Origin of the sequence: Desulfobacula toluolica Tol2 (assembly GCF_000307105.1) — a bacterium.
Classification (GTDB): domain Bacteria; phylum Desulfobacterota; class Desulfobacteria; order Desulfobacterales; family Desulfobacteraceae; genus Desulfobacula; species Desulfobacula toluolica.
This window is the reverse complement of the sequence record NC_018645.1, coordinates 533810-559576: the sequence shown is the minus strand read 5'-3', so window position 1 is coordinate 559576 and position 25767 is coordinate 533810. Positions and strand designations below refer to the sequence as shown.

The 25767-nt window shown below is 41.2% G+C and carries 22 protein-coding genes and 1 tRNA gene; 6 read left to right on the top strand and 17 right to left on the bottom strand.

The features are described 5' to 3' along the window. Nucleotides 1-20: 20 nt before the first annotated feature. From TOL2_RS02575 to TOL2_RS02505, 15 genes are all read right to left on the bottom strand, one after another. Nucleotides 21-797 (bottom strand): MBL fold metallo-hydrolase, encoded by a 777-nt coding sequence (locus tag TOL2_RS02575; RefSeq protein ID WP_014955991.1) that lies wholly within the window; start codon nt 795-797, stop codon nt 21-23. Further along, a complete protein-coding gene (pnp, locus tag TOL2_RS02570; RefSeq protein WP_014955990.1) occupies nt 787-2874 on the bottom strand; it encodes a polyribonucleotide nucleotidyltransferase in 2088 nt (695 codons plus the stop codon). The genes TOL2_RS02575 and pnp overlap by 11 nt, the downstream gene beginning before the upstream one ends. A gap of 199 nt (nt 2875-3073) precedes the next feature. Beyond that, nucleotides 3074-3343: a 30S ribosomal protein S15 gene (gene rpsO, locus TOL2_RS02565; RefSeq protein WP_014955989.1), complete on the bottom strand. Its 270-nt coding sequence runs from the start codon at nt 3341-3343 to the stop codon at nt 3074-3076. A 161-nt stretch (nt 3344-3504) separates the two neighbouring features. After that, nucleotides 3505-4410 carry a tRNA pseudouridine(55) synthase TruB gene (gene truB / locus TOL2_RS02560; protein WP_014955988.1) on the bottom strand — a complete coding sequence of 302 codons (906 nt, stop codon included), beginning with the start codon at nt 4408-4410 and terminating at the stop codon, nt 3505-3507. Between the two features lie 9 nt (nt 4411-4419). Continuing rightward, nucleotides 4420-4788 (bottom strand): 30S ribosome-binding factor RbfA, encoded by a 369-nt coding sequence (gene rbfA, locus TOL2_RS02555; protein WP_014955987.1) that lies wholly within the window; start codon nt 4786-4788, stop codon nt 4420-4422. 7 nt (nt 4789-4795) lie between these two features. After that, nucleotides 4796-7735: a translation initiation factor IF-2 gene (gene infB, locus TOL2_RS02550; protein WP_014955986.1), complete on the bottom strand. Its 2940-nt coding sequence runs from the start codon at nt 7733-7735 to the stop codon at nt 4796-4798. A 58-nt stretch (nt 7736-7793) separates the two neighbouring features. Continuing rightward, complete coding sequence (gene nusA, locus TOL2_RS02545; protein ID WP_014955985.1) at nt 7794-9302, bottom strand: transcription termination factor NusA; 1509 nt, start codon at nt 9300-9302, stop codon at nt 7794-7796. A gap of 18 nt (nt 9303-9320) precedes the next feature. Next, a complete protein-coding gene (locus TOL2_RS02540) occupies nt 9321-9767 on the bottom strand; it encodes a ribosome maturation factor RimP (protein WP_232508038.1) in 447 nt (148 codons plus the stop codon). 218 nt (nt 9768-9985) lie between these two features. Further along, nucleotides 9986-10061, bottom strand: a tRNA-Gly gene (locus TOL2_RS02535). A 98-nt stretch (nt 10062-10159) separates the two neighbouring features. Beyond that, nucleotides 10160-12634 (bottom strand): phenylalanine--tRNA ligase subunit beta, encoded by a 2475-nt coding sequence (pheT, locus tag TOL2_RS02530; RefSeq protein WP_232508036.1) that lies wholly within the window; start codon nt 12632-12634, stop codon nt 10160-10162. Continuing rightward, nucleotides 12600-13607: a phenylalanine--tRNA ligase subunit alpha gene (pheS, locus tag TOL2_RS02525; protein ID WP_014955982.1), complete on the bottom strand. Its 1008-nt coding sequence runs from the start codon at nt 13605-13607 to the stop codon at nt 12600-12602. The genes pheT and pheS overlap by 35 nt, the downstream gene beginning before the upstream one ends. Before the next feature lie 38 nt (nt 13608-13645). After that, on the bottom strand, nt 13646-13999 hold the full coding sequence (rplT, locus tag TOL2_RS02520; RefSeq protein WP_014955981.1) for a 50S ribosomal protein L20: 354 nt from the start codon (nt 13997-13999) through the stop codon (nt 13646-13648). Nucleotides 14000-14089: 90 nt separating this feature from the next. Then, entirely contained in the window at nt 14090-14287 is a 198-nt protein-coding gene (rpmI, locus tag TOL2_RS02515) for a 50S ribosomal protein L35 (protein WP_014955980.1), read from the bottom strand. A gap of 126 nt (nt 14288-14413) precedes the next feature. After that, on the bottom strand, nt 14414-14935 hold the full coding sequence (gene infC / locus TOL2_RS02510; protein WP_083863439.1) for a translation initiation factor IF-3: 522 nt from the start codon (nt 14933-14935) through the stop codon (nt 14414-14416). A gap of 113 nt (nt 14936-15048) precedes the next feature. Next, on the bottom strand, nt 15049-15561 hold the full coding sequence (locus tag TOL2_RS02505) for a nucleoside deaminase (protein ID WP_041279213.1): 513 nt from the start codon (nt 15559-15561) through the stop codon (nt 15049-15051). Nucleotides 15562-15705: 144 nt separating this feature from the next. Here TOL2_RS02505 and TOL2_RS02500 point away from each other — a divergent pair, with 144 nt between their 5' ends. Then, complete coding sequence (locus tag TOL2_RS02500; protein ID WP_014955977.1) at nt 15706-16821, top strand: deoxyguanosinetriphosphate triphosphohydrolase; 1116 nt, start codon at nt 15706-15708, stop codon at nt 16819-16821. Between the two features lie 10 nt (nt 16822-16831). Further along, entirely contained in the window at nt 16832-17386 is a 555-nt protein-coding gene (locus TOL2_RS02495; RefSeq protein WP_014955976.1) for a hypothetical protein, read from the top strand. Nucleotides 17387-17410: 24 nt separating this feature from the next. Here TOL2_RS02495 and TOL2_RS02490 read toward each other — a convergent pair whose 3' ends face one another. After that, nucleotides 17411-18229 (bottom strand): SDR family NAD(P)-dependent oxidoreductase, encoded by an 819-nt coding sequence (locus TOL2_RS02490; RefSeq protein ID WP_014955975.1) that lies wholly within the window; start codon nt 18227-18229, stop codon nt 17411-17413. Nucleotides 18230-18235: 6 nt separating this feature from the next. Continuing rightward, nucleotides 18236-18979, bottom strand: coding sequence for a YkgJ family cysteine cluster protein (locus TOL2_RS02485; RefSeq protein ID WP_014955974.1), 744 nt, complete (start codon nt 18977-18979; stop codon nt 18236-18238). A 408-nt stretch (nt 18980-19387) separates the two neighbouring features. On the opposite strand from TOL2_RS02485, the gene aprB reads away from it, so the two are divergent. From aprB to TOL2_RS02465, 4 genes are all read left to right on the top strand, one after another. Then, complete coding sequence (gene aprB / locus TOL2_RS02480) at nt 19388-19825, top strand: adenylyl-sulfate reductase subunit beta (RefSeq protein WP_014955973.1); 438 nt, start codon at nt 19388-19390, stop codon at nt 19823-19825. A 57-nt stretch (nt 19826-19882) separates the two neighbouring features. Further along, nucleotides 19883-21841 carry an adenylyl-sulfate reductase subunit alpha gene (gene aprA / locus TOL2_RS02475; protein ID WP_014955972.1) on the top strand — a complete coding sequence of 653 codons (1959 nt, stop codon included), beginning with the start codon at nt 19883-19885 and terminating at the stop codon, nt 21839-21841. Nucleotides 21842-22110: 269 nt separating this feature from the next. Then, nucleotides 22111-23385 (top strand): CoB--CoM heterodisulfide reductase iron-sulfur subunit A family protein, encoded by a 1275-nt coding sequence (locus TOL2_RS02470; RefSeq protein WP_014955971.1) that lies wholly within the window; start codon nt 22111-22113, stop codon nt 23383-23385. Between the two features lie 9 nt (nt 23386-23394). Beyond that, the gene (locus TOL2_RS02465; RefSeq protein WP_014955970.1) at nt 23395-25731 is read left to right on the top strand and encodes an FAD-dependent oxidoreductase; all 2337 of its coding nucleotides are present in this window, start codon (nt 23395-23397) and stop codon (nt 25729-25731) included. The last annotated feature ends 36 nt before the right edge of the window (nt 25732-25767 follow it).

Below are 25767 nucleotides of genomic sequence, written 5' to 3'. Positions count from 1 at the left end.
TGAAAAAAACTCTGACAGTTTTAAAGCTGGATAACCTTGCCAGGTTTATCAGGCCCTGCAACATGCAAAACAATATCGGAAGCATTCAGGCTTTTTGAAACTTCTTGAACCGCTTTTCGGGGACAATTATTTTCCTCACTCAAATGTGCAAGAATAACATGTTTTAAGGCATCTGTCTTTAATTCCGACACCAGTTGTTTGGCATCCATATTGGATAAATGACCCGTTCTGCCTCTGATTCTCTGCTTGAGATGCCATGGGTAGGGACCGTTGATCAGCATATCAGGATCATGGTTTGATTCAAGATATAAAATATTGCTGTCTTTTAAATGCTGTTTTACAAGAGTTGTGGCAATACCCAGATCAGTTGCTATTCCAATTTTATGACCATTGTATTCCATGGTCAGCCCTGCCGGATCTTCGGCATCATGGGAAATTGAAAACGGACTGACCATAATTTGATCAATTTCAAAAGGAATACCACATTCAAAAAAACACAGATCAGCAATTTTTCCAATACCCTTGGCTGCATGATATGTGTTTTTTGTGATATAAACAGGAATATCAAATCGGCGACTCAATATCCCTGCACCTTTTATATGATCGGAATGTTCATGGGTAATAATAATGGCTGTAAGATTTTCAGGTGCTATATCTACGGCAGTCAGCCGCCGTTGGATTTCAATCCCCGAAAGCCCCGCATCAATAAGAATGGAACTGTTATTACAGGAAACAAAAAGGCTGTTCCCCTTGCTGCCGCTGGCAAGGGGACAGACACTAAATGAATTATTTTTCATCAGTTTTTGTTGCTTTGTAACTCAGTTTTATTTTTCCATCCCTGGTAACATCCAGAACCTTTACAGGGATCACATCGCCCTCTTTAACCACGTCTGTTACCTTTTTCACCCTGTAATTTGCCAGTTCTGAAATATGGACCAGCCCGTCAGTACCCTGTTTGATATTGACAAAGGCACCAAAGTCAGTAATTTTAACAACTGTTCCCTCATAGATCTCACCAATCTCAGGATCAAGGGCAATATCGGACACCATTTTCAAAGCCAGGGCAGCGTCTTCTTCATTTTCCGCAGCAATTTTGACGATACCTGAATCATTCACTTCAATGATGGTATTGGTTTCAACCTGAAGGGCCCTGATCACTTTTCCTCCAGGACCGATAATGTCTCTTATTTTATCGGATTTAATCTGGATGCTGACAATTTTGGGAGCATGAGGAGAAACATCTTCTCTTGCATCCTTAAGAGTTTCAAGCATTTTATTCAGGATATGAATTCTGCCTCCATTGGCCTGGTTAAGGGCTTTTTCCATGATCTCTTTGGACAGTTCCTTAATCTTTATGTCCATCTGGAGAGCTGTAATTCCTTCAGCAGTTCCAGCAACCTTGAAATCCATATCACCAAAATGATCTTCATCTCCCAGAATATCTGAAAGCACTGCTGTTTTATTGTCATCTTTTACAAGCCCCATGGCAATCCCGGAAACCGGTGCTTTTATGGGAACACCACCATCCATCAATGCCAGGGTTCCTGAACATACGGTTCCCATGGACGAACTTCCATTGGATTCCATGACCTCTCCCACAAGACGGATGGTATATTCAAACTCTTCAGGAGAAGGAAGAACTCTTTGAAGGGCACGGGTCGCAAGATTTCCATGACCAATATCCCTTCGGCTTGGACCACCTGCACGTCTTACTTCACCCACTGAAAAGGCAGGAAAATTATAATGAAGCATAAAGGCTCTGGTTTCATTTCCCATTAAAGTTTCAACCCGCTGCTCATCCATGCCGGAACCCAGGGTCAAAATACCCAAGACCTGAGTTTCACCCCGTGTAAAAAGAGCTGACCCATGGGGCCTGGGAAGACTTCCAACTTCACATGTGATTTGTCTGATCTCATCAAAGGCCCTGCCGTCAATCCTTTTATCCTCTTTTAAAACAATATCACGACTGACTTTCTTAACACATTTAGAAAACGCATATTTTACATCTTTGGTCTGTTCGGGATAGGTTTGAGAAAAATGTTCAACCACCTGATTTTTCAAATCACTGAGTGCGTTCTGGCGCTCTATTTTTGTTTTGATTTGAACTTGTGTATAAATTTTATCTTTTGAATATTCTATCACCTCAGCAATCAATTCTTCGTCCCTGGCAGGAGGCACAAATACCCGTTTTTCTTTTCCAAAAGCTTGTTTTATCTGATCTTGCAGATCTATGATAGGCTGCATTGCTTCATGACCAAAAAATATAGCATCCAGCATATCTTTTTCAGAAACGATATCTGCCCCGCCTTCCACCATTACCACACCTGTTTTGGAACCGGCCACAACCAGTTCTATATCACTTTCTTCCATCTCTTCAATCGTCGGGTTTGCAACAAACTGACCATTTATCCTACCGACTTTAATACCGGCAATAGGTCCTGCAAAGGGAATATCGGAAATTTGTAAAGCAGCAGACGCTCCTGCAATGGCAAGTGTGTCGGGTTCATGAATTTTGTCCATGGAAAGAACAGTAGCAATAACCTGTGTCTCATAATTGTAGTCATCCTCAAAAAGAGGACGAATAGGTCTGTCAATCAATCTTGCTGTCAAGGTTTCTTTTTCAGAAGGCCTGCCGATTTCCCGCCTGAAGTAATTGCCTGGAATTCTTCCTGCCGAGTATATTTTTTCCTGATATTCAACAGTCAAGGGTAAAAAACTAATGTCCGGTTTAGGATCTTTTGATGAAACAGCCGTAACCAATACAATGGTTTCTCCATATTGTACAATAACTGATCCTGATGCCTGTTTGGCAATTTTTCCCCCACTAATTGAAAATTCTTTTCCATTAATGGTTGTTGTAAATTTTGTTTCCATAACTTCTCCTGTAATAAAAAAAGGCGGAAACCACAAAGAAATCTTTTAAAAAAATAAACCCGCATATTTGTCATTAAATAGTCACTTAATGGCAAATATGCGAACTTATTTAAAAAATTCCTTGACAATTGCCGCCCGATTAAAATGAAACAGCCGGTTTTTGATCCACAACGTGTCAAAAACCGGCTGTTTATCATTGTTATCTTCTCAGTCCGAGTCTTTCAATCAAAGAACGGTATCGATTCACATCCTTTTTCTTAACATAATCCAGAAGACTTCTGCGTCTTCCAACAAGGATCAGCAGACCCCGTCGGGAATGATGATCTTTTTTGTGAATTTTAAGATGCTCTGTAAGATAGCTGATACGGTGGGTTAAAATGGCAACCTGCACCTCTGGGGAGCCTGTATCCGACTCGTGGAGTTTGAATTGTTCGATCATTTCTTCTTTGTTTTCTGCTAATAAAACCACTTTAAAACTCCTTTATCTGGAATAAATAAAACTAAAATACGGCACACTTTAATCATCTGATTTTTTTATAATCTTTGATCCAATATTCCATTCAGAAAAAAGAGTTTCAAAAACAGATCAGCATACCATTACAACCACATATAACCTTGTATGAGTATCAGTTAACTTGAAAAAACGCAAGAATAATTATATGTTTGCTGGTTTTCACTCAATTGAATAATTGCCAGAAGATCGTTCTTATCATCTGTTACCCTGATCAATTGATCATGGTTTTCCAGTGTAATCCCAATATCCTTTTTCAAAAGCTTTTGTCCAAATCGAACCTTTTGAGCAATTGACTTTTCCACCACCACTTCAGGCAAAAATTCAAGACAATCTGACAGGGAAACAATTCTTTGTTCGGCAGTTATTTTATCTATGCTTTCAAGAGTATCCAGATCAATCGCATCTTCCAGTTTAAATGCGCTGGACTGTGTCCTGCAAAGCCTTGACAGATGGGCACCACATCCAAGCCTTCTGCCGATATCAAATGCAATACTCCTGATATATGTTCCGGATGAACAAAAAACCTCAATATCAATATAGGGCAGCTTGATATTATTTATATGAATATCAAAAATTTCAATTCTGCGAGGGGGTTTTTGAATTTTTTTTCCCTGGCGTGCCAGTTTATACAATGGCTGACCTTCGTGTTTCAAGGCAGAAAAGGCAGGCGGCAACTGATCCTGAATTCCAATAAATGATGTTACAACATCCTCAACATACCGGATTCTGAGTTTCTCCATAACATTCTGCGGTGCTGTATGAACAGTCTTACCTGTCAAATCATAGGTGTCGGTTTCCACACCCAGACAAATCCCGGCACTGTATCTCTTGTGGCCGTCAAGAAAGAATCTGGATATCCGGGTTCCCTGATTAATCCCGCACAGCAGCAAGCCTGTGGCAAAAGGATCCAGAGTCCCTGTATGCCCTACCTTTTTTGCTCCCAAGGCCTTTTTAACACGCGCCACCACACGGGCTGAAGATATGCCTTCAGGCTTATTTATCGATAGAATACCACTTTTCATTGGATTTTTTTATGAGTCTTGTTCGTCTGATGGTCCGGTTGAAGCAGATTTAATAAGTTCATCCATTTTGGCAGCCTTATCAAAGGTATCATCATGAAAAAATCTTAACTCCGGCATGTATTTCAATCCTAATTTCGGAGCAATGCTCTTCTTGATAAACCCTTTGGATTTTTTAAACCCGTTCAGGGCATCCTTGATCCGCTTTTTATCACCAAACACGGCAATATATATATCTGCCACCCGAAGATCAGAAGACAGATTAACACCACTGATAGTGACCATCTCAATCCTCGGGTCCTGCATTTTTTTGCTTAAAAGTTCAGTAATGGCATATTGAATCTCACCGCTGATTCTTTCAGCTCTTGAATAGGGTTTCATTTTTTAATCAATCAGCCTTGTACTTTCTTTCTTCAACTTCATAACACTCAATTGCATCACCCACCTTGATGTCGTTGTATTTTTCGAGACCAATACCACACTCATATCCCTGTTCCACTTCTTTGACATCATCCTTAAAACGCCTGAGAGATGACAACTGAGTATCGCACTTGATAATGCCATCCCTTAAAAGCCTTACTTTCTTGCCGCGGATAACTTTACCTTCTGAAATATGACATCCTGCAATGGTTCCCATCTTCGGCACTACGAAAGTTTCACGGACATCTGCCCGCCCAATAATAATTTCATGGAATGTGGACGGCATCATCCCGTCCAATGCAGCTTTAATATCATTTATGACATTATAAATAATATCATAAAACCGCATATCCACATGTTCATCCTTGGCAAGCTTTCGAATCTGGGGTGACGGCCGGACATTAAATCCGACAATAATGGCATCTGATACGGCTGCAAGAGCAACATCCGATTCATTAATGGTTCCGGCACCGGAATGAACAATTTTAATTTCCACTTCTTCCTTGGCCAGATCTTTTAACGAATCATTCAAGGCTTCAATAGACCCCTGAACATCAGCTTTAACAATAAGCTTGAGCTCCTTGACTTCGGCAGAACCCAGATTTTCAAACATTTTTTCAAGATTGGCCCGGCTTTTTTTGGCCAGCTCTTTTGCTCTTTGTTTCTGCATTCTGTTGCCGGCAATCTGTTTTGCATCCTTGTCAGATGCAACCGCAATAAACTCATCCCCGGCATCAGGCACACCGCTTAAACCAATGATCTCAACAGGCGTACTCGGACCTGCCGCATCTATCCTGCTTCCAGAATCATCAATCATTGCCCTGATCCGGCCGGAATAAAGTCCGCATACAATGGGATCACCATCACTTAAGGTTCCTTGTTTTACAAGTACAGTAGCGACAGCACCGCGTCCGGTATCCAGCCGTGATTCCACCACATACCCCATGGCTTTTCTGTCCGGATTGGCCTTGAGTTCCAGAACCTCGGACTGCAGCAGAACCATTTCAAGCAAATCATCTATGCCTTCTCCGGTTTTTGCAGACACTTTAACAAAAATAACACTGCCTCCCCATTCCTCTGCGAGCAGATCAAGCTCTGAGAGTTCTCTCATAATTCTATCAGGATCAGCTCCGGCTTTATCCATTTTGTTGACCGCAACCACAACCGGCACACCTGCTGCTTTTGAATGGTTGATAGCTTCTATTGTCTGAGGCATCACTCCGTCATCGGCAGCCACGACAAGGATAACAATATCCGTAACCTGGGCACCTCTTGACCGCATTGCAGTAAACGCAGCATGACCCGGTGTATCAAGAAAAGTAACCCGTCCGCCATTGGGAGTTTCAACATTATAGGCACCAATATGCTGGGTAATTCCACCTGCTTCACCACTGGTAATTTTAGATTTCCGAATCACATCCAAAAGAGAAGTTTTTCCATGGTCTACATGCCCCATGATTGTAACAACCGGCGCTCTCCCGATCTTTTTATCTTCATCGTCACCGTCGATCTCATGATTGAGAAGGGCCTCTTCCTCAAAAGATGCTTTTTCCACATCAAAGTCAAATTCCGTTGCGACCAGTGTTGCAGTCTCAAAATCAATGGTCTGGTTCACAGTTGCCATAACTCCTAAAGTCATCAATTTGGCAATCATTTCATTTGCCTTGATACCCATACGTTTTGCAAGTTCGGCAAGCTCAATGGCCTCATCAATTTTAATGCGTCTTTTAATGGCTTTAGGCGTGGTAATCTGAGTTTTCTGAAATTTTCCTTTTTTGCCTTTTGCCTCTTTTTTACCGCGTTTCTTTCTGCCACGGCCGGTATGATATAAGGCATCTCCTTCAATAACGGATTTTTTCTTGCGCTGTTTTCTTTTCCCGGCAGGTTTATCTTCTCCAAAAGCCTCTTTTCTTTTCTCTCTTTTGGGTTTTATTGCATCCATTTCAGCGGAAGCGTGAATACCAGATATTGGTGTATTCTTATCAGGAATTGCTTTGGAAGGTGATGAGACACGCTCTTTATTTTTAAACGGTTTTTTATTTACAGTCTCTTTCCTGACATCACTTTTCATGTCAGTCCGCTTTTTATCTTCACCAGATGCAGATCTTCTTAAATTTTCAAGTACCGCAGGATCAGCAATTTTGACAATCTTTGCAGGAGTGGATTTTTTCTTTTTCTTCTTCTTTTTTATCTTTTTTTCCGTATCCTCAACAACAACCGGCTCAACCTCCTTAACAGCAGTTTTTTCCACTTCTTTTTTCACCGGTGTTTCAGGTTCAGCCTCTATAGGTTTTTCATCTTTTTCAACAACAGGCACTTCGATCCGGGATACTTTTTCTTCTGCCAAAGGGGGGACTGCCGGTTCAGGTTCAGGGATTATTTTTTCGACTTTTGGTTCGGGCTTTTCTATGACAGCAGGTTTAATGACAGCAGGTTTAATGACAGCAGGTTTAATAATCTTGGCAGGCTGACTTTTCTTGATCTTTGGCTTTAATTTAGCTTTTTTGAGTTCAGGGTCTGGTATTTCAAACGTTTTTTTAAGTTCCAATTCTTCAGGGGCTTTTTCAATGCTTTGTTGCTTGACATCTGATGAAGCTGTGGTTAATTCTTCTTGTACGGATGATTTCTTTTCAGAATCAACAGCCTGGTTTAATTCTTCATCCTCTTCCTGCACAACAGTATCTTCAACTTTTTGCCTGCGCCTGCGAATAACAGACGGTTTCACCTGAACATCGTTATTTTTTTTATCTTTTCCCAAAAGGCTTCTTTTAATTGCGCTAATAGCACTATCTTCCAGAGAACTCATATGGCTTTTAACTTCAATTTTCAATTCTTTCATTTTATTAAGAAGCGCTCTGTTCGTCATGTTCAGATCTTTAGCTAACTCATATACCCTGACCTTCGCCATATATTGCCCCCAAGTAATACTCTCTTTTTATATTCTTTTTCGCCTGCTACCCGTTATTTTAACTATCTTCACTTCTTTCTTCTTGATCTTCTTGATCTTCTGCTTCTTCTGCTTCTTCTGCTTCTTCTGCTTCTTCTGCTTCTTCTGCTTCTTCTGCTTCTTCTGCTTCTTCTGCTTCTTCTGCTTCTTCTGCTTCTTCTGCTTCTTCTGCTTCTTCTGCTTCTTCTGCTTCTTCTGCTTCTTCTGCTTCTTCTGCTTCTTCTGCTTCTTCTGCTTCTTCTGCTTCTTCTGCTTCTTCTGCTGTTGATTCTTTATCTTCTTGTTTTGATTCCTTTTCCAGAATATTTTTTGCCTCTTCAATCATTTCTTTAATTTTGGATTCCTCCAAATCAAGTATTGAAACAATATCTTCGACCTCAGCTTCAAATATATCTACAAGAGAAGAATATCCGCCTTTAAAAAGCGTTTCCGCCTGAGACAACCCAACTCCCGTAAGTTTCATCAAACTGTCGTAACCTTCTTTTAGCTCCCGACTATAGTCCTCTTCACTGGTAACTTCCAAATGCCAGCCGGTAATTTCACAGGCAAGAGAAACATTTTGGCCGCCTTTGCCTATGGCAATAGAAAGGTATTCATCGCTGACAATGACTTCCATGGATCGGTTATCTTCATCAATAATCACCCTGGCAATCTCGGCAGGTGACAGCGCATTACAGACAAATCTGGCTATATCCGGACTCCATTGAACAATATCAATTTTTTCACCCCGAAGTTCCTGAACAATACTCTGAACCCTGTTGCCCTTCATTCCGACACAGGCTCCAACAGGATCCACATCCGAATCTATTGAGGATACGGCAACCTTGGCCCTGAGACCTGGAACCCTTGCTGCAGCACGCAGGGTTACAATTCCTTCGGAAACCTCGGGAACTTCGGTTTTAAATAATTCTACTAAAAATTCCGGATGTGTTCTGGATAAAATAATCTGCGCACCCTTTGACTCTTCTAACACATCCATCACATAGGCACGAATTCTGTCACCACGCTTATAATTTTCCTTTGGCATTTGATCTCTGGGCCTTAAAATAGCTTCTGTCTGCCCGAGATTAACGATAATACTGCCTCTGTCAAACCTTTGCACAATGCCATTGATGATTTTACCCTTTTTATGAAAAAAGTTTTCATAAACAGCATTTCTTTCAGCCTCTCGCATTTTCTGAATAATAACCTGCTTGGCTGACTGAGCGGCAATTCGACCGAACTCTTCCGTATCAATCTTGATGCCTAAGCTATCACCGATTTCACACTCAGGATCATATTCATATCCGTCCTCAAGAGTCAATTCACTGTCATGATATTCAACTTCTTCTACAACCTCTTTAAAATGGAAAACCTCAACATCACCCGTTTTATCATCATAGTGAACTTCAATATCAGCTCTGGGTCCGATTTTCTTTCTGGCCGCAGAAATAATGGCCTCTTTCAGGGTATTAATAAGCACTTCCGGCTCAATACCCTTTTCACGGCTTACCTGATCAATAACCCTTTTAATATCTGTGATAAACATTATTAAGCGCTCTCCATATTACTGACCTGCAAGTCTTGCTTTGCAGATCAAATGATCTGATATCTCAATGCTTCTCCCATCAACAGCAATAACAACAGAATCATTATTAATTACTTCAAGAATTCCGGTAAATTTTCTTCGGTTCTCAATCAAATCGCTTGTTTCTATTTTTACCCTCTCACCCTTGAAACGATGAAAATCTTCTTTGTTATTCAACGGCCGATTTGGTCCTGGCGAAGAAACTTCAAGCCTGTAACTGGGCATATCATCTATCTGAACATCAATTAAATCCCCAAGCTGACGGCTGAGATAAACACAATCATCCAAGGTGATCCCGCCAGGCTTATCTACAAAGAGACGGACAATATTTTCCCGAGTACTTTTAACAACTTCGACATGAACAAGCTCAAAATTTTCAGCCTGACATAATGGCTGCGCTACTTTTTTAATTTTTTCAATCAACATGCTATTGACTTTCTTCTGCCTGACATCCATATACAGCCTTGGACATCTGCTTTTATCGCGTCCTCAAATACAAAAACGGGCAAATGCCCGTTCCTGGTACGACACTAACAAAACCTTCGCCCAAAAGATTCCCAGAGGGATCAGGTTATATCTTATCTCATCTTAGGCATTAACTCCAATACATGGAACAAATCTGCCATCCTAAATCTCAATAAAGATGGAGCGGGCAACGAGACTCGAACTCGCGACATCAAGCTTGGGAAGCTTGCACTCTACCAGCTGAGTTATACCCGCATTAGCGGATTAATATACCAACCTCTATTGGTTTTGTCAATAATACTTTTTAATCAAACGATCAAAATTTAAAATAATTATTATTATCCTCTTTAAAACTAATCCGGCAAGTCTGCATCAAACCGATCAAGAAGGGTTTTTGAAATATCAGTATGCAGCTTTTTAATATTTTTTTCTTTTAAGGTTTTACTCGAGGATCTATAAACAACCCTGAACGATAATGATTTTTTACCCTCGGATAGCGGCTTGCCTTCAAAGATGTCAAAAAGAAATACTTTTTCAATCAAAGATTGTTTTTCAGCAATAAACTCAATTTGTTCCAGGATTTCTCCGACAGTCACATCCCTGCCTACAATAATTGTAATATCCCTTGAAAGTGAAGGAAAACGAGGAAGCGGCTTAGCAATAACAGCTTCAGGAAGAAGATCCTGTATAGTGCTTAAATTGAAATCAAAAACAAATGCATCCTGCTTCAACCCATAATTTTTTAAAACCTTTTCATCAATCTTTCCAAGCGTACCAATAATACTATCGCCTGACTTGACAAAAGCTGCATACCCTTTTTTATAATACGGACAGGTATTATCTTCAAGTTTTTCAAAAACCCTGTCCTTGATCATAAGGGCATCAAGAAACCCTTCAACCACACCCTTTAAATCAAAAAAATCAACTTCACTTTTTTTTGAATGCCAGGTTTGATCAGTTCGGTTGCCTGTTATCAAGCCTGCTATCATTTCTTGTTCTTCGGGCAATAATCCTTTTTGTGTGGCATAAAAAACCTTGCCGATCTCAAAAATCTTTAACGTAACTGTCTGCTGAGAAATATTTTTTTTCATTGTCTCAAAAAGCCCTGGAATCATGGAGCTTCTCAAAACAGACATCTGGTCTGAAATCGGGTTTAAAATTGTTTCAACCTGACGTCTTCGATCTCCTTCAGGCAGATTCAACTTGTCACAAAAATTTTCATTGATAAAATTATAGTTGATGGCTTCAAAAAAAGAAAATCCGACTATTATCTGCCTGATCTTTTCCCGGAGAATGACTTTTGGGTCCAACAGTTTTCCTTTAGCCGGAACCAGAGGAAAACGGGTCTCAATATTGTTATAACCCCATAACCTTGCCACTTCTTCGGAAAGATCTTCAGGCCGGGTAACATCCACCCTGAAACTAGGCACCCCAACTTTAAGCCGGGCATCTCCTATCTTTTCGATATCAAATCCCACTGACTCCAGAATCTCACCAATGGCGCCTGCGTTCAAATCCGTTCCCAGTCGAATATTCAAGGCGTTCGTATTCAAGTCAATTTCCAGCGGAACAAAATTTTGCGGATACTCATCAATAATATCTTTAGCAATTTTAGCATCACAAATTTTAGCCATCAGGGAAACCGCCCTGTTTAATGCGTTAACCGTTCCCTCAGGATCAATTCCACGCTCGAATCGATGAGATGCATCAGTGGCAATACCGGTTTTCTTTGCAGTTTTTCTTATGGAAACAGGATTAAAATATGCACTTTCCACAAGCACCCGGGTTGTGGAATCTGAAATCTCGGAATTTTCACCTCCCATTACCCCGGCAAGCGCAACTGGTCTTTGCCCGTCACAAATCATGAGCATATCAGGCTCAAGCTTATGACTTTTGCTGTCAAGAGTAACAAAATCAGTATCATCGCCCGCTCGTCTGACAATGATCTCACCTTTTGAGACCTCATCAAAATCAAATGCGTGAAGAGGCTGACCAGTCTCCATCATAACAAAATTTGTAATATCTACAACATTATTGATTGGCTCAAGACCTATGGATTCGAGCCTTTCTTGTAACCAGAAAGGAGAAGGTGCAATTTTAACATCAAACAACAGACCTGCTGAGTATCTTGGACAAAGATCCGAATCAATTATCCGGACTTTTGCATAATCGTGAATGGATTCGTTAATAACCCTATCTGCCGGCAATGTATAATCTGGAAGCATCACCTTTTGCCTTGGTTCCACAAAAGCCCCTACTTCACGGGCAACACCGATCACACCAAGACAATCCGGTCTATTGGGGGTCAAATCAATTTCAAAAACCGTATCAGACAATTTCAAGGCTTCTTCAAGAGGCGTTCCTGCAAAAAATTCACCCTCAAGATCCATAATCCCGGATGTATCCGAATTAAGCCTCAATTCAGCTGCACTGCACAACATTCCCTGGGAAACTTCGCCTCTAAGCTTACCTTTTTTTATTTTCAGATCTCCGGGAAGCACGGCACCTGGAAGCGCGCACGGCACAAACATACCCTCTCTTACATTGGGGGCACCACAGACAACTTGAATCAGCTCGTCACCACCGGCATCAACCTGGCAGACAGACAGCTTTTCTGCATTCGGATGTTTCTCAACCTCATTGACTTTAGCGACAACAATATGGTCAAGGTATTCATATCTATCTTCCACTGAATCAACCTCAAGGCCTGCCATGGTAAGCTTTTCAGAGATCAGGGAAGGCTCAAGCTCAACACAAACGTACTCTTTTAACCAGCTTAAACTGACTTTCATATTAAAACTGCCCCAGAAAACGGATATCGTTTTCATAAAATTTTCTGATATCATCAATACCATATTTGAGCATGGCCATTCGCTCAATGCCAATGCCGAAAGCAAACCCGGTATACTGGTCCGTATCATACCCGACGTTTTCAAATACTGCAGGATGAACCATCCCGGAACCTAATACTTCAAGCCACCCTGTCTTTGAACAGATTCGGCAGCCCTCTCCCTTGCACATGACACAACGGATATCAACTTCTGCACTGGGCTCGGTAAATGGAAAAAAACTGGGCCGGAACCGTAAGGAAGTTTCTTTGTCAAAAAATTGATGAACAAAGGTGGTCAAAATCCCTTTTAAATCCCCAAAAGAAATATTTTTATCCACCATAAGACCTTCGATCTGATAAAACATAGGCGTATGAGTGATATCCGAATCACATCTGAACACCTTTCCAGGTGAAATAATTCTAACCGGCGGCTGGGTACTTTCCATTACGCGCGGCTGTGACGGAGAAGTGTGCGTTCTTAAGACAATATTTTCCGACACATAAAATGTGTCCTGCATATCTCTGGCAGGATGATATTTAGGGATATTTAAGGCCTCAAAATTATAGTAATCCGTTTCAACTTCCGGACTTTCTGCAATATCAAACCCAAGTCTTAAAAAAATATCACTAATCTCTTTGGCCACTTGGGTGATAGGATGAAAAGAACCCCGTTTAGCCGGTCGCCCCGGCAGAGTCACATCAATGCCTGTCAACCCTGCAGCATCAACTGCCTCAAGCTTTGAAAGAGCTTCCTTAAAAGCAGCTTCAAGCTTTCCTTTAAGAATATTAGCATTCTTACCGGCACTGGGACGTTCATCATCAGGAAGCGAAGAAATGTTCCTTAAAAATTTAGTGAGTACACCCTTTCTGCCAAGATATTTAATGGAAAGCTGTTCAAGCTGATCCGGATCACCTGCCTGCTCTATACTTTCAAAGGCTTCTTTCTCAATATCGATAATATTGTTTTGCAAAACACCCCCACAAATAGTCTAATCTAAATCAAACTGGTCTAATTAAACTGGGCACTGGCCTGTGAGGCCAATTGAGAAAAACCCGCCGGATCAGAAATTGCAAGATCAGCCAATACCTTACGATCCAACTCGCTGCCTACCAATTTAAGACCATTTATAAATTTGCTGTATGACAGATCATTGATCCTGGCAGCCGCATTAATTCTAACTATCCAAAGTTTTCTAAATTCTCTTTTGCGCACTTTTCTATCCCTGTACGCATACATCAACGCTTTGTCGACGGCATCCGCTGCTGTGCGGTACAACTTGCTTCTTCCGCCTCTAAACCCTTTTGCAAGTTTAAGTACTTTATTCCTTCGTCTTCTGGCTTTAAATCCTCTTTTGACTCTCATTTTGTCAAACTCCTCGATTCTTAATCGTATTCTTTTAAATCAAATGCTTCAATATTTCAATCCGGATATTATCTGTACATTAAAGATAGTCTATCCATTGGGCAATAAACGCCTGACTTCCTGCATATTATCCTGATCAACCATCTGATCCAGCCTTAAAGATCTTTTTCTTTTAGTGCTTTTTTTGGTTAAAATATGACTGGAGTGGGATTTTCGAAATTTATATTTACCTGATCCTGTTTTCTTAAACCGCTTTGCTGCCGCTCTGCATGTCTTAATTTTAGGCATTTCATTTCTCCTGTATTACATTTTCTAAAAAGAGATGGTGATATAAAGCCAATAAGACAATATATCACCATACATTTATTATGTATTTTCAAGCAATCCTGCTATTGTTGTTGTATGGAATTTAGATTATTTAGGTCCTAAAAGCATTGTAATGACACGGCCTTCAAACTTTGGATACTGCTCGACTTGGGCGAACGTATCAGTAAGGGCGACAATTTTATTCAGAACCTTATTGGCCTGCTCTTTAAGCATAAATTCCCTGCCTCTGAAAACCAGCGTAATTTTAACCTTATCATTTTTACTGATAAACTTCTCAATATGCTTAACCTTGGTTTCAAGATCGTGGTCATTTGTTTTCGGCCGTACTTTTATTTCCTTAATCTGAGTACTTTTCTGTTTGCGTTTAGCCTCCTGCTTTTTTTTGGTCTGCTCATACTTAAATTTTCCAAAATCCATTATTTTGCAGACGGGCGGTTTTGCATCCGGCGAAACCTCAACCAAATCAAGAGAATCTTCACCCGCAATCCTTAAGGCCTCTTCAATGGGTATAATTCCTATCTGGGTGCCATCAGCGCCGATAACACGAACCTGACTAGCCCGGATCCCCTTATTCACACATGTCTGATCCTGCCTTCCTCGCTTAGATATTCTACACCTCCTGCGTTTACACGACTCTAAATTATCTACAATACAACAAGTATAACCTTGCTATTATAATAGTTTGCCCAAAAAAATACAAGCTTTATTTGTTTTAACGATCCTTATTTTTTCTGCTCAAGAGTATAAGTTTCCAAATAACTGTTCTTCCAGTATAAGTTAGTCTCTTTATTAAAAAAATTACAAAAAAGATCAAGACTTTTTTCGCGCAAGACCCCCGAGACAATATCAATACCGCAATTTTTATACAAGGGCGCCATTCTTTTTAAATCACAGGTGGTCCCGCCCCCCATGGGATCTTCATAGGCATATACAATTTTTTTTATACCGGACAGGATAATAGCACCCAAGCACATCAGGCATGGCTCCATGGTACAAAAAAGAACGGACCGTTCAGGATCAAATTGAGTACCAATGACTTCAAGCTGCTTCAACGCTCTTATTTCAGCATGATCTATTTCACTGAAAAATGCCCGATCCAGAGTTGTCCCCTGCCTTGCACCGACTGCTATCACTTTTTCATCCTGCACGATAACACACCCAACCGGAAATTCACCCCTGTCAAATGCTATTTGAGCTTGTTCCAATGCCAAACCCATGTAATGTTCGTACTCCAATTTAAATAATCTCCCCCTCAGCAGAATAAACCTTTACAAAATAGTTTCCATATGAGCAAGTAAGCTTTAAGCGTTGTATTCAACTTGCTTTTTTTGATTAAATCTGTATTGTATTAGATTTCAATAAATATTCAATAGTATTTTATGGAAGCAAAAAAGAAAACATATATAAAAAATTCCCTGAATAGCCAACTGACTGACAATCTTACTATCAGGGAACGATTTCAAATCAGGGAAAAAAGCTTTCTTTCCGAATATGGAACTCTGAGTGCCAATGCAAAAAGACGAAACCAGGAAGAAACCATCTGCAATATCAGGACACCTTTCCAGCTTGACAGAGACAGAATTGTCTATTCAAATTCTTTCAGGCGATTGAAACACAAAACACAGGTTTTCCTTTCTCCTTTGGGCGATCATTATAGAACCCGACTAACACATACGCTTGAAGTCTCTGAAATTTCAAGAAACATTGCTCGTGCCATGCGCCTTAACGAAGATCTTGCCGAAGCTATTGCTCTGGGTCATGACATAGGCCATACACCCTTTGGTCATGGCGGAGAAACCGCCTTAATCGAGATATATTCTCCTCATTTTTCACACTCGGATCAAAGCTTAAGAGTTGTGGATTCTCTTGAAAACAGAGGGCAAGGCCTCAACCTGACCAGAGAAGTCAGGGACGGCATCCTCAAACATTCCAAAGGTTTTGGCAACATCATTCCAACGACCCCCGGCGAGACCGCCATTACAATAGAAGGAAGAATTGTCCGGGTTGCGGATATCATTGCCTATTTAAACCATGATCTAGATGACGCTTTAAGAGGCAAAGTAATCTCTTCATCAGATATTCCCGACATCTGTATAAAAAAACTGGGCAAAACACACTCCCAGAGAGCCAGTATTATGATTGAGCAATTGATTTACAACAGTGGGCCGAAAAATGATAAATTAATCCTTGATATGGGCAAAGACACCTTTCATGCCATGACAATATTACGCAAATTTTTATATGAAAAAGTCTATCGATCCCCTGCAGTTCACAATGAATTTGTAAAGGCTAAAAAGGTTATTATTGATCTTTATAATTATTTTTTAAATAGTCCGGATGCATTGCAAAAAGAGCTGGAAAAAATGGAAATGGCCCCATGGGATTCTTCAAAAAACCCCCTTAACCGATCTGTATGTGATATGATAGCCAGCATGACCGACCGCTATGCCATGACATTGTATACCAAAATTTTTTTCCCAAAACCCTTGGTCTGATTGACAAGCCATGAAAAAACCATCTTTTAACTCCCTTGCAGCCCTTTATAATGATATGGATAAAACCTGGAACAAGATTGCTGCCGAATATCATTTTGAATGCAACGGCTGTAAGGATAATTGCTGTCAATCTTTATTTTTCCACCATACCCATATAGAACGGGCCTATTTGAGACACGGATTTAATCAACTTAGTCACAAAAAGAAAAAAAATATTTTAGGTCGTGCTAAAAATTATTGCAAAAAAACTTTCCCTCAAAACTCTGAGATCAAAAGCCTGAAAATCATGTGCCCGGCAAACGAAGACGGCCAATGCCTTCTATACCCTTACAGACCAATGATTTGCAGACTTCACGGCCTGCCCCATGAATTGAGCAGGCCAGGCTTTAAAACCGTCATCAGCGCAGGCTGCAGCGCAGGAATGTTTGATGCCAAATCCTACATAAAATTTGACAGAACTCCTTTTTATCAGCAAATGGCCCAAATTGAGATAGTGTTTCGCAGGAACTTAAACAAAACAGACAAAATAAAAGAGACTGTTGCTCAAATATTACTCACACAATAAGTTTTATTCTCTCAGCACAATAAATCAAACAATTCCTTTGGGCATAGGAGGTATTTTTTCCCCGGCAAGCACATATCCGCCATCAAGCCTCAAGATGCTTCCGGTCATATAGGGGGCGTCTTTGACAATAAACAGACAGGCCTTGACGACATCCTCAACACATCCTGTTCGATTCAACAGAATGTGATCAATTAAAGACTGCTTTTCATCAGTTGTTAGAACCTCTCGCCACCCTCGGGTTCCTCGGGCATGACGGGTATCAAAGATTCCCAGCATAATTTCATTGACCCGAATATTAGGCGCACCCAGGCGAGCCCAGGTTTCAGTAAAAGAAGAAATCCCTTTGTTGGCAGCAGCATACGCATCATTAAAAACCAGTGCAGCAGGACCGGAGCGCCCTACCATACCTGCGATAGAAGATATGTTTATAACCACCGCCTCTTTTGCATTTTTCAAAAGGTCAAAAACAGACTCAAACACCCACCGCTTGGCCTTAAGTGTGGTCTCAATCTCAAGATCCCATTGGTCTTCGGTATATTCACCATGAACCACAGGCCATCCACCTCTCTCTATATTATTAATCAGGATATCCAGACGACCATATTTTTCCTTGATATGGGATGCCACTCTTTTTATATCTTTGATACTGCGCAGATCAGCCGTAATAATCAAATGCTCCGAATCCGATGATAAAAAATCGTTCTCCATACTCTCAAATGCATCTTCCCAGTCATACCGGGTCAATACCAATGTTGCCCCATGCTGCGCAAGAGCAAGCCCAATACCCTTTCCAATCCCTTTAACAGCACCAAGAACAAGGGCTACCTTTCCTTTAATCTGCATTAAATTTTATTCTCCAAACGTCATTTCAATACCGAAAAGCATTGTTTTCACCCATTTAATGCCAAAATCCAGCAAAGCCTCATCATCGGCCTTTATTTTTTTTAAAACATCCTCTGGAATATTGAATTGTGCCAACAGATCTTTTTCAACAATTTCTTTGCGAAACTCATCCAGATCATATAAGGCCAGGTAAAATTTATCGGATTGAGCCCCCTCAAGCTTGCCTGGAAGAATCCTGTTTTTCAGGCTGATCAATTCCATGAGCTTGTCATTTTCTTTATTATGTTTGTCAACTTCCTGGCCTTTGAGCCATTGCTCAACCGTCTTACCGGCCTGTCTGCCAAAACCTTTGCAATGCGGCTCTTCAATCAAAGCAAAGTATTCGGCGATCTCCCCTGTTTGCCTTGACCGTGCAATAGCCCTCGCCAAAGGGTACATACGGCAGGATGCAGGCCTGTCAGCATAAACAGAACATCCTTCAGGCTTGACAAAAGGGCATTCATGCCCGGTGTCAGGGTTGGGTTTAAATTCAATTACCGGCAAACCTGATTCAGGCCCATAATGAAGCGCAGTATAGGTCTTTAAAAAATCTTGCGAGGAAATCCCAAGATTATTTTTCAGCCGTAAAATATCATAAGGTGTCAATGCCTGATTCAGATCACGACAACAGTCATTAAAGCACTCATTTGCAAAATCACAATTAAAATCCATTAAGTCTTGAGGGCTTATCGGTATCATATCTTCTGCCATTTTTATTTCCTTTTGTCTGTAAAATGTAATTTTATACGCCATCTAAATTATCAGTATTTTTTTTAGATTTCCAGTTTCTTTTTATTCAAAATCCAACACTATATATTGTGTGCTGTCAAGACAAAACCTAGTGCATGTTGTTATCATATGAACAAGCAAAAACAATTAAAAAATCGAAAGAATCTTTTTTGAAAATTTCTTGACAAAAAGACCGATAGAGTGCTATTTCGATAACATTTATGCAAAGCTTGGATCAGTATGTGTTTATACTTCTTCTGGTTCTTAAGCTGGCTTAAGGAATGACCAGGCCCGACAAGTTAAGAAATATGGCCTGTTTTATTGAAATAAAATTTAGTAGCACAACGTTATTGTGCGTTTTGATTAACTTAAATTATGGAGGTATTTTAAATGCCATCTTTTGTAATTGCAGAAAAATGTGACGGCTGCAAAGGTGGGGACAAAACAGCATGCATGTACATCTGTCCCAATGACCTGATGGTTCTTGATCCTAATGAAATGAAAGCATATAACCAGGAACCCGATCAGTGCTGGGAATGCTTTTCATGTGTAAAAATCTGTCCTTCCCAGGCAATAGAAGTCAGAGGATATTCTGACTTTGTACCCATGGGAGGTTCTACTGTTCCTATGATGGGAACTGAAGATGTTATGTGGACATGTAAATTCAGAAACGGCGTTGTAAAACGCTTTAAGTTCCCAATCAGAACTACTCCCGAAGGTGAAGCAAATGATTATGCTGACCTTAAAGGTAAAGATCTTGACAGTGGACTTCTTTCTACACAGGAAGCAGACGGTTATGTACTTGTAGCTCCAACTGAGCTGGCATAATTTTTTTACTGTCATCCATTTAATTTGATACTTTATATATAATTTTGGAGGTATATAATGGCATTACCTAATAAACCTATTGGAGAACTTAAAGCTGTAAGAGACCCAGAGGTTGAGAAAAGAGATGTTGATGTTCTGATCGTTGGCGGCGGTATGGCTGCTTGCGGAACAGCATTTGAAATTAAAAAATGGGCAAGCGACGACACAAAAATTCTTCTTTGTGACAAAGCAGCCCTTGAAAGATCAGGCGCAGTAGCCCAGGGTCTTTCTGCTATCAATACATATATTGGCGAAAACAAACCAGAAGATTACGTTCGTATGGTCAGAAACGACCTTATGGGTATTGTACGTGAAGATTTGATCTTTGACCTTGGTCGTCATGTTGATGATTCCGTACATCTTTTCGAAGAATGGGGACTCCCTGTTTGGAAAAAAACCGATGATGGAAAAAACCTTGACGGAAAAAAAGGTCTGAAATCCGGTTCCCTTAAAAGCGGAGCTACTCCTGTTCGTACTGGTAAATGGCAGATCATGATCAATGGTGAATCTTACAAAAGAATCGTTGCTGAAGCCGGTAAAAAAGCCCTTGGCGAAGAGAACATCATTGAAAGATGCTTCATTGTTGAACTGCTCAACGACAAAGATGATCCTACAAAAATAGCTGGTGCTGTTGGTTTTTCCGTACGTGAAAATAAGGTTTATATCATCAGTGCCAAAACTATCATGGTAGCTTGTGGTGGTGCTGTTAACGTTTACCAGCCACGTTCAGTTGGTGAGGGTAAAGGTCGTGCCTGGTATCCTGTCTGGAATGCAGGTTCCACTTATACAATGGCTGTTAGAGCAGGTGCTGAACTTTCCATGATGGAAAACCGTTTCACCCCTGCCCGTTTTAAAGATGGTTATGGCCCTGTTGGTGCTTGGTTCCTTCTTTTTAAAGCTCAGACTGTTAATGGTCTTGGTGAGAACTATGCTGCTTCCGACCATGCTAAAGCAGAACTTGAAAAATATGCTCCTTACGGAACTGCTGCTGTTACACCAACTTGCCTGAGAAACCATCTCATGATGACAGAATACAAAGAAGGCCGTGGCCCAATCATCATGAAAACTTCTGATGCACTTGCCAAACTTGGCGAGACCATGAGCAAAAAAGAACTCAAACATCTTGAGTCAGAAGCTTGGGAAGATTTCCTTGACATGTCAGTTGGTCAGGCAGGTCTCTGGTGCGCAACAAATACTGAGCCTGAGAAAAAAGACTCTGAAATCATGCCTACCGAACCGTATCTCTTAGGTTCTCATTCAGGTTGCTGCGGTATCTGGTGTTCAGGTCCTAACGAAGACTGGGTTCCTGATGATTACAAATGGGGTTACAACAGAATGACGACCGTCAAAGGTTTGTTTACAGCTGGTGACGGTGTTGGTTGTTCCGGTCATAAATTCTCCTCCGGTTCTCATGCTGAAGGCCGTATTTGTGCAAAAGAAATGGTCAGATACCTCAGAGACAATCCTGATGCTGTAAGTTTCAAAGAAACTGATCAGGAACTGGTTGATATGGTTTACAAACCTGTCAGAACTTATCTTGACAATTGCACATATACAACAGATGAAACAGTTAACCCGAACTATTGCAAACCTGCCGGTATGGCAATGCGTCTGATGAAGATGACCAATGAGTATGGTGGTGGTACAGCTACTTACTACATGACTGGTGGCAAAGCTCTTGAAATCCTCATGGAAAACTTTCAAATGTTCCGTGAAGATCTTGAAAAAATTGCTGCCGGTGACCTTCATGAACTTATGAGAGCATGGGAAATTAACCATCGCCTCTACACAGTTGAGGCTCATACCCGTCACATCCAGTTCCGTGAAGAATCAAGATACCCTGGTTTCTACTACAGAGGTGACTTCATGGGTCAAAATGATGAAGAATGGTTCTGCTTTACCAACTCATCATACAACAAAGAAACCAATGAATGGTCTCTTAAAAAAGTACCGTATGTTAAGATTATTTCAGACTAGTGCTTAAAAATAAATCTTAAAGTACGTTCTTAGAATAATAACCTCCAGGTGCTGCTTTATTAGTGCCTGGGGGTTTTTAAGATTATGACGGTTTTTGGCCTTCTTCCTGTCTCCTCTTTTGCAGGTGCAAAAAAAAAACGATTTTTGCGTCTGTAAAATAGGAGAGAGGATGCCAAAAAACTTTTAAATCTTAAGGCAAACGCATTAAGATTTGGCATAAATACCATAGTAACCCAAAATAATATAACCCGAATGCACGGAGGGACAGCATGACAACAGATAATTCAGCCCCGGTTAGTGGAAGCATTATGGTGGTTGGTGGCGGAATCAGCGGCCTTACAACTGCCCTTGAAGCTGCCGAAGTGGGGTATGAGGTCTTCCTTGTGGAAAAGGAAGCATCTCTTGGCGGAAGAGTATCCCAGTTAAAACACTATTTCCCCAAACTTTGCCCGCCTACTTGCGGACTTGAGATCAACTACAGAAGACTCAAGGACAACAAAAACATTAAAGTATTCACCCTGTCAGAGGTACAGAATGTAACAGGCGCTGCAGGTGACTACACAGTCACAGTAAAAACATCACCTCGTTTTGTAAATGAAAACTGTACTGCCTGCGGCGAATGCGCAAAAGTGTGTGATACTGAAATCTCAAATGATTTCAATTTTGGCATGGACCGCAAAAAAGCAGCCTACCTGCCTCACAACATGGCATTCCCAATGCAGTATGTTATGGACCCCGCCATGAGTACGGATGACCGTGACAAAGTCAAAGAAGCCTGTAAATACAACGCTGTCGATTTTGATATGGAAGAAAAAACTTTGGATCTTAAAGTAGGTGCCATTGTCTGGAACACAGGATGGACACCTTATGATGCCACAAAAATCGACAATCTTGGATTTGGCAGATACCAGAACATCGTCACCAATATGATGCTGGAAAGGATGGCATCTTCGAATGGTCCGACACAAGGCAAAATCGTCCGCCCATCTGATGACAAAGCTCCTGAAACTATTGCATTTGCACAATGCGCAGGCTCAAGGGATGAAAATCATCTGCCTTATTGTTCTTATATCTGTTGCATGGCTTCATTGAAACACGCTACATATCTGAGAGCACAATATCCGGATGCTAAAATCTACATCTATTATATTGACTTGAGAACACCGGGCAGAAAATATGAAAATTTCTATGCAAACCTCAAAAAAGATGAAAATATTTTCTTTGTAAAAGGAAAAGTTGCAGAAGTTTCCGAAGAGGCAGGTTCTGGCAATATAAATCTTGTTGCCGAAGATACTATCTCCGGTGAAAAACTCAGACAAACCGTGGATATGCTCGTCCTTGCAACCGGTATGCAGCCGACATGTGCCATTGACAAACCCAATGCAGACTTGAGCTACAACCCTGACGGTTTTATTGTAAACGACTTCAAAAAAGGTGGAATGTTTGCGGCCGGTTGTGCCAACAAGCCTGCTGACGTTGTGACATCCAACCAGAATGCAACAGGCATGGCGCTTAAAGCCATTCAGACCCTTGTAAGGAGGTAGAGGATAATCATGGATAAAAAATACGGAGTATATATCTGCACTGGCTGTGGAATCGGTGATACCCTCGACATGGAAGCTCTGGTAGATGTTCCTGAAGAAGAAGGTGTTAATTGTACCACTCATCCGTTTCTTTGCAGTAAAGAAGGTGTGGCAGTAATTCAAAAAGATGTTGATGACGGAAAAGTGAACGCCATGGTAATTGGTGCCTGTTCCAGACGTGTCAACTTTGATGTTTTCAATTTTGACGGTTGCATTGTTGAAAGAACAAACTTGAGAGAAGGTGTTGTATGGCCCCACTCAAGAGAAACTTATCCCATGCTGACCGAAGATCAGAAAGACGATGAAGAACACTTTGACCCCGTTCAGATGAAAGCTGAAGATTATATCAAAATGGGTATGATCAGAGTTGAAAAAGTCAATCTGCCGGAAGCTTACCAGACAGAAAGTTTCTCAAAAAAGATCCTTGTTCTGGGTGGCGGTGTAACCGGTATGTCGGCAGCCCTGGATGCGGCTAAAACCGGTTATGACGTTACAATTGTTGAAAAAGCGGACAAACTGGGCGGATATGCTGCCAATATGAGAAGCCAGATGCCGGTTTCAGAGCCTTTTGAAGAGTTAAGGGCCCCGGTTGTCAATGAATTGATCGCAGAAGTTGAAAGCTTTTCCAATATTGACGTCAAAACTTCAACTCAAGTTGCCCGTATAGCAGGACAGCCGGGTGAATTCACGGTTACTTTCAAAAAACCTGGTGAAAAAATTCCCTTTGACGTTCCCTTCCCGCTTCCAGAAGAAATGCTCGTGGATGAAAACGGCAAAGAGCTGGATGCAGAAGCCCAGCATGCAAAATACCTTGAATTTAATGAAGGCAGAGAAGATATTCTTCAGTTGGATCCTAACGGAGAGCTTTACGGTGCTGTTGTTCTGGCTGCAGGCTGGCGGCCTGCTGTCCTGAAAGGCGAAGCATATGCACATCTTGGTCTTGATCTTCCCGATGTTGTGACCAATGATGAGTTTGAAAAAATTGCTGCCAAAGGAAAAATCATTAAACCTTCCGATGGAAAAGAAGCAAAAAATGTTGTCTTTATCCAGTCTCCTGGCAAAGAGGAAGATGATGCCGACTTTGAATATACCGGCTCTGTTACCAGCCAGGTTGCCTTAAAACAGGCCAGATACGTCAGAGATGATTATGCTGACGGAAAGGCCTATATTATTTATCAGCACATGAGAACACCTGGACTTCAGGAATATTTTTACAAAAGCATGCAGCAGGAAGACGGCGTTTTCATGACCAAAGGAGCTGTCACTGAAGTTATCCAACAGGGGAACAATCTTGCAGTCACAGCCAGCAACACACTGTTGGGTGAAAATCTTGCCATTAAAGCGGACATGGTTGTTGTTGCAGGTGGTATGGTTCCAGCGACAAAAGATGATCCGATTATCAACCTTGCTTACAGACAAGGCCCAGGGTTCAGAGATAATGATATTTTTGGACAGTATGCAGACTCCAACTATATCTGCTTCCCCTATGAAACCCAGAGGACCGGTATCTATGCAGCAGGTGCTGTCAGACGATCCATGACCATTGAAGAATCCATTGAAGATGCAACAGGAGCCGCGCTTAAAGCCATCCAGTGTATTGAAAGTGCCAACAGGGGCATGGCTGTTCATCCTAGATCAGGTGACATTACCTATCCTGACTTTTTCTTCCAAAGATGCACCCAATGTAAACGCTGCACGGTTGAGTGTCCATTTGGTGCCCTGGATGATGATGCAAAAGGAACACCAAAAGCAAATCCCACGCGCTGCAGAAGATGTGGAACCTGCATGGGTGCATGTCCTGAAAGAATAATCTCTTTTGCCGACTACACAATTGATTCCATCGGCTCCCAGGTTAAAGCGGTGGGCGTTCCTTCGGAAGATGATTATGATGAACCACCTTTCAGATTCCTTGCTTTAATCTGCGAAAACGATGCCTTTCCAGCCCTTGACATGGTGGGAATGAACAAAATTGATTACTCTCCCAATGTTCGGTTCATTACGGTCAGATGCCTTGGTTCCGTGAACACCATCTGGATTAAAGATGCTCTTGCCCAGGGTATGGACGGTGTTATTCTCATCGGTTGTAAACATGGTGATGATTATCAGTGCCACTTTGTTAAAGGTTCTGAGCTTGCAGAAGTTCGTGTAAAGAAAATCGGTGATGCACTTTCAAGCCTTGCTCTTGAAGAAGAACGGGTTGCTTTTGCAGAAGTTGCCATTGACGAATATGACAAACTTCCTGAAATTATCAATGCCTTTGTTGAAGAAGTTGAAGCTCTTGGTCCAAACCCGTTCAAAGGATTTTAATCACAACTATTGTAAAAAATAGTTTAGGAGGTATCA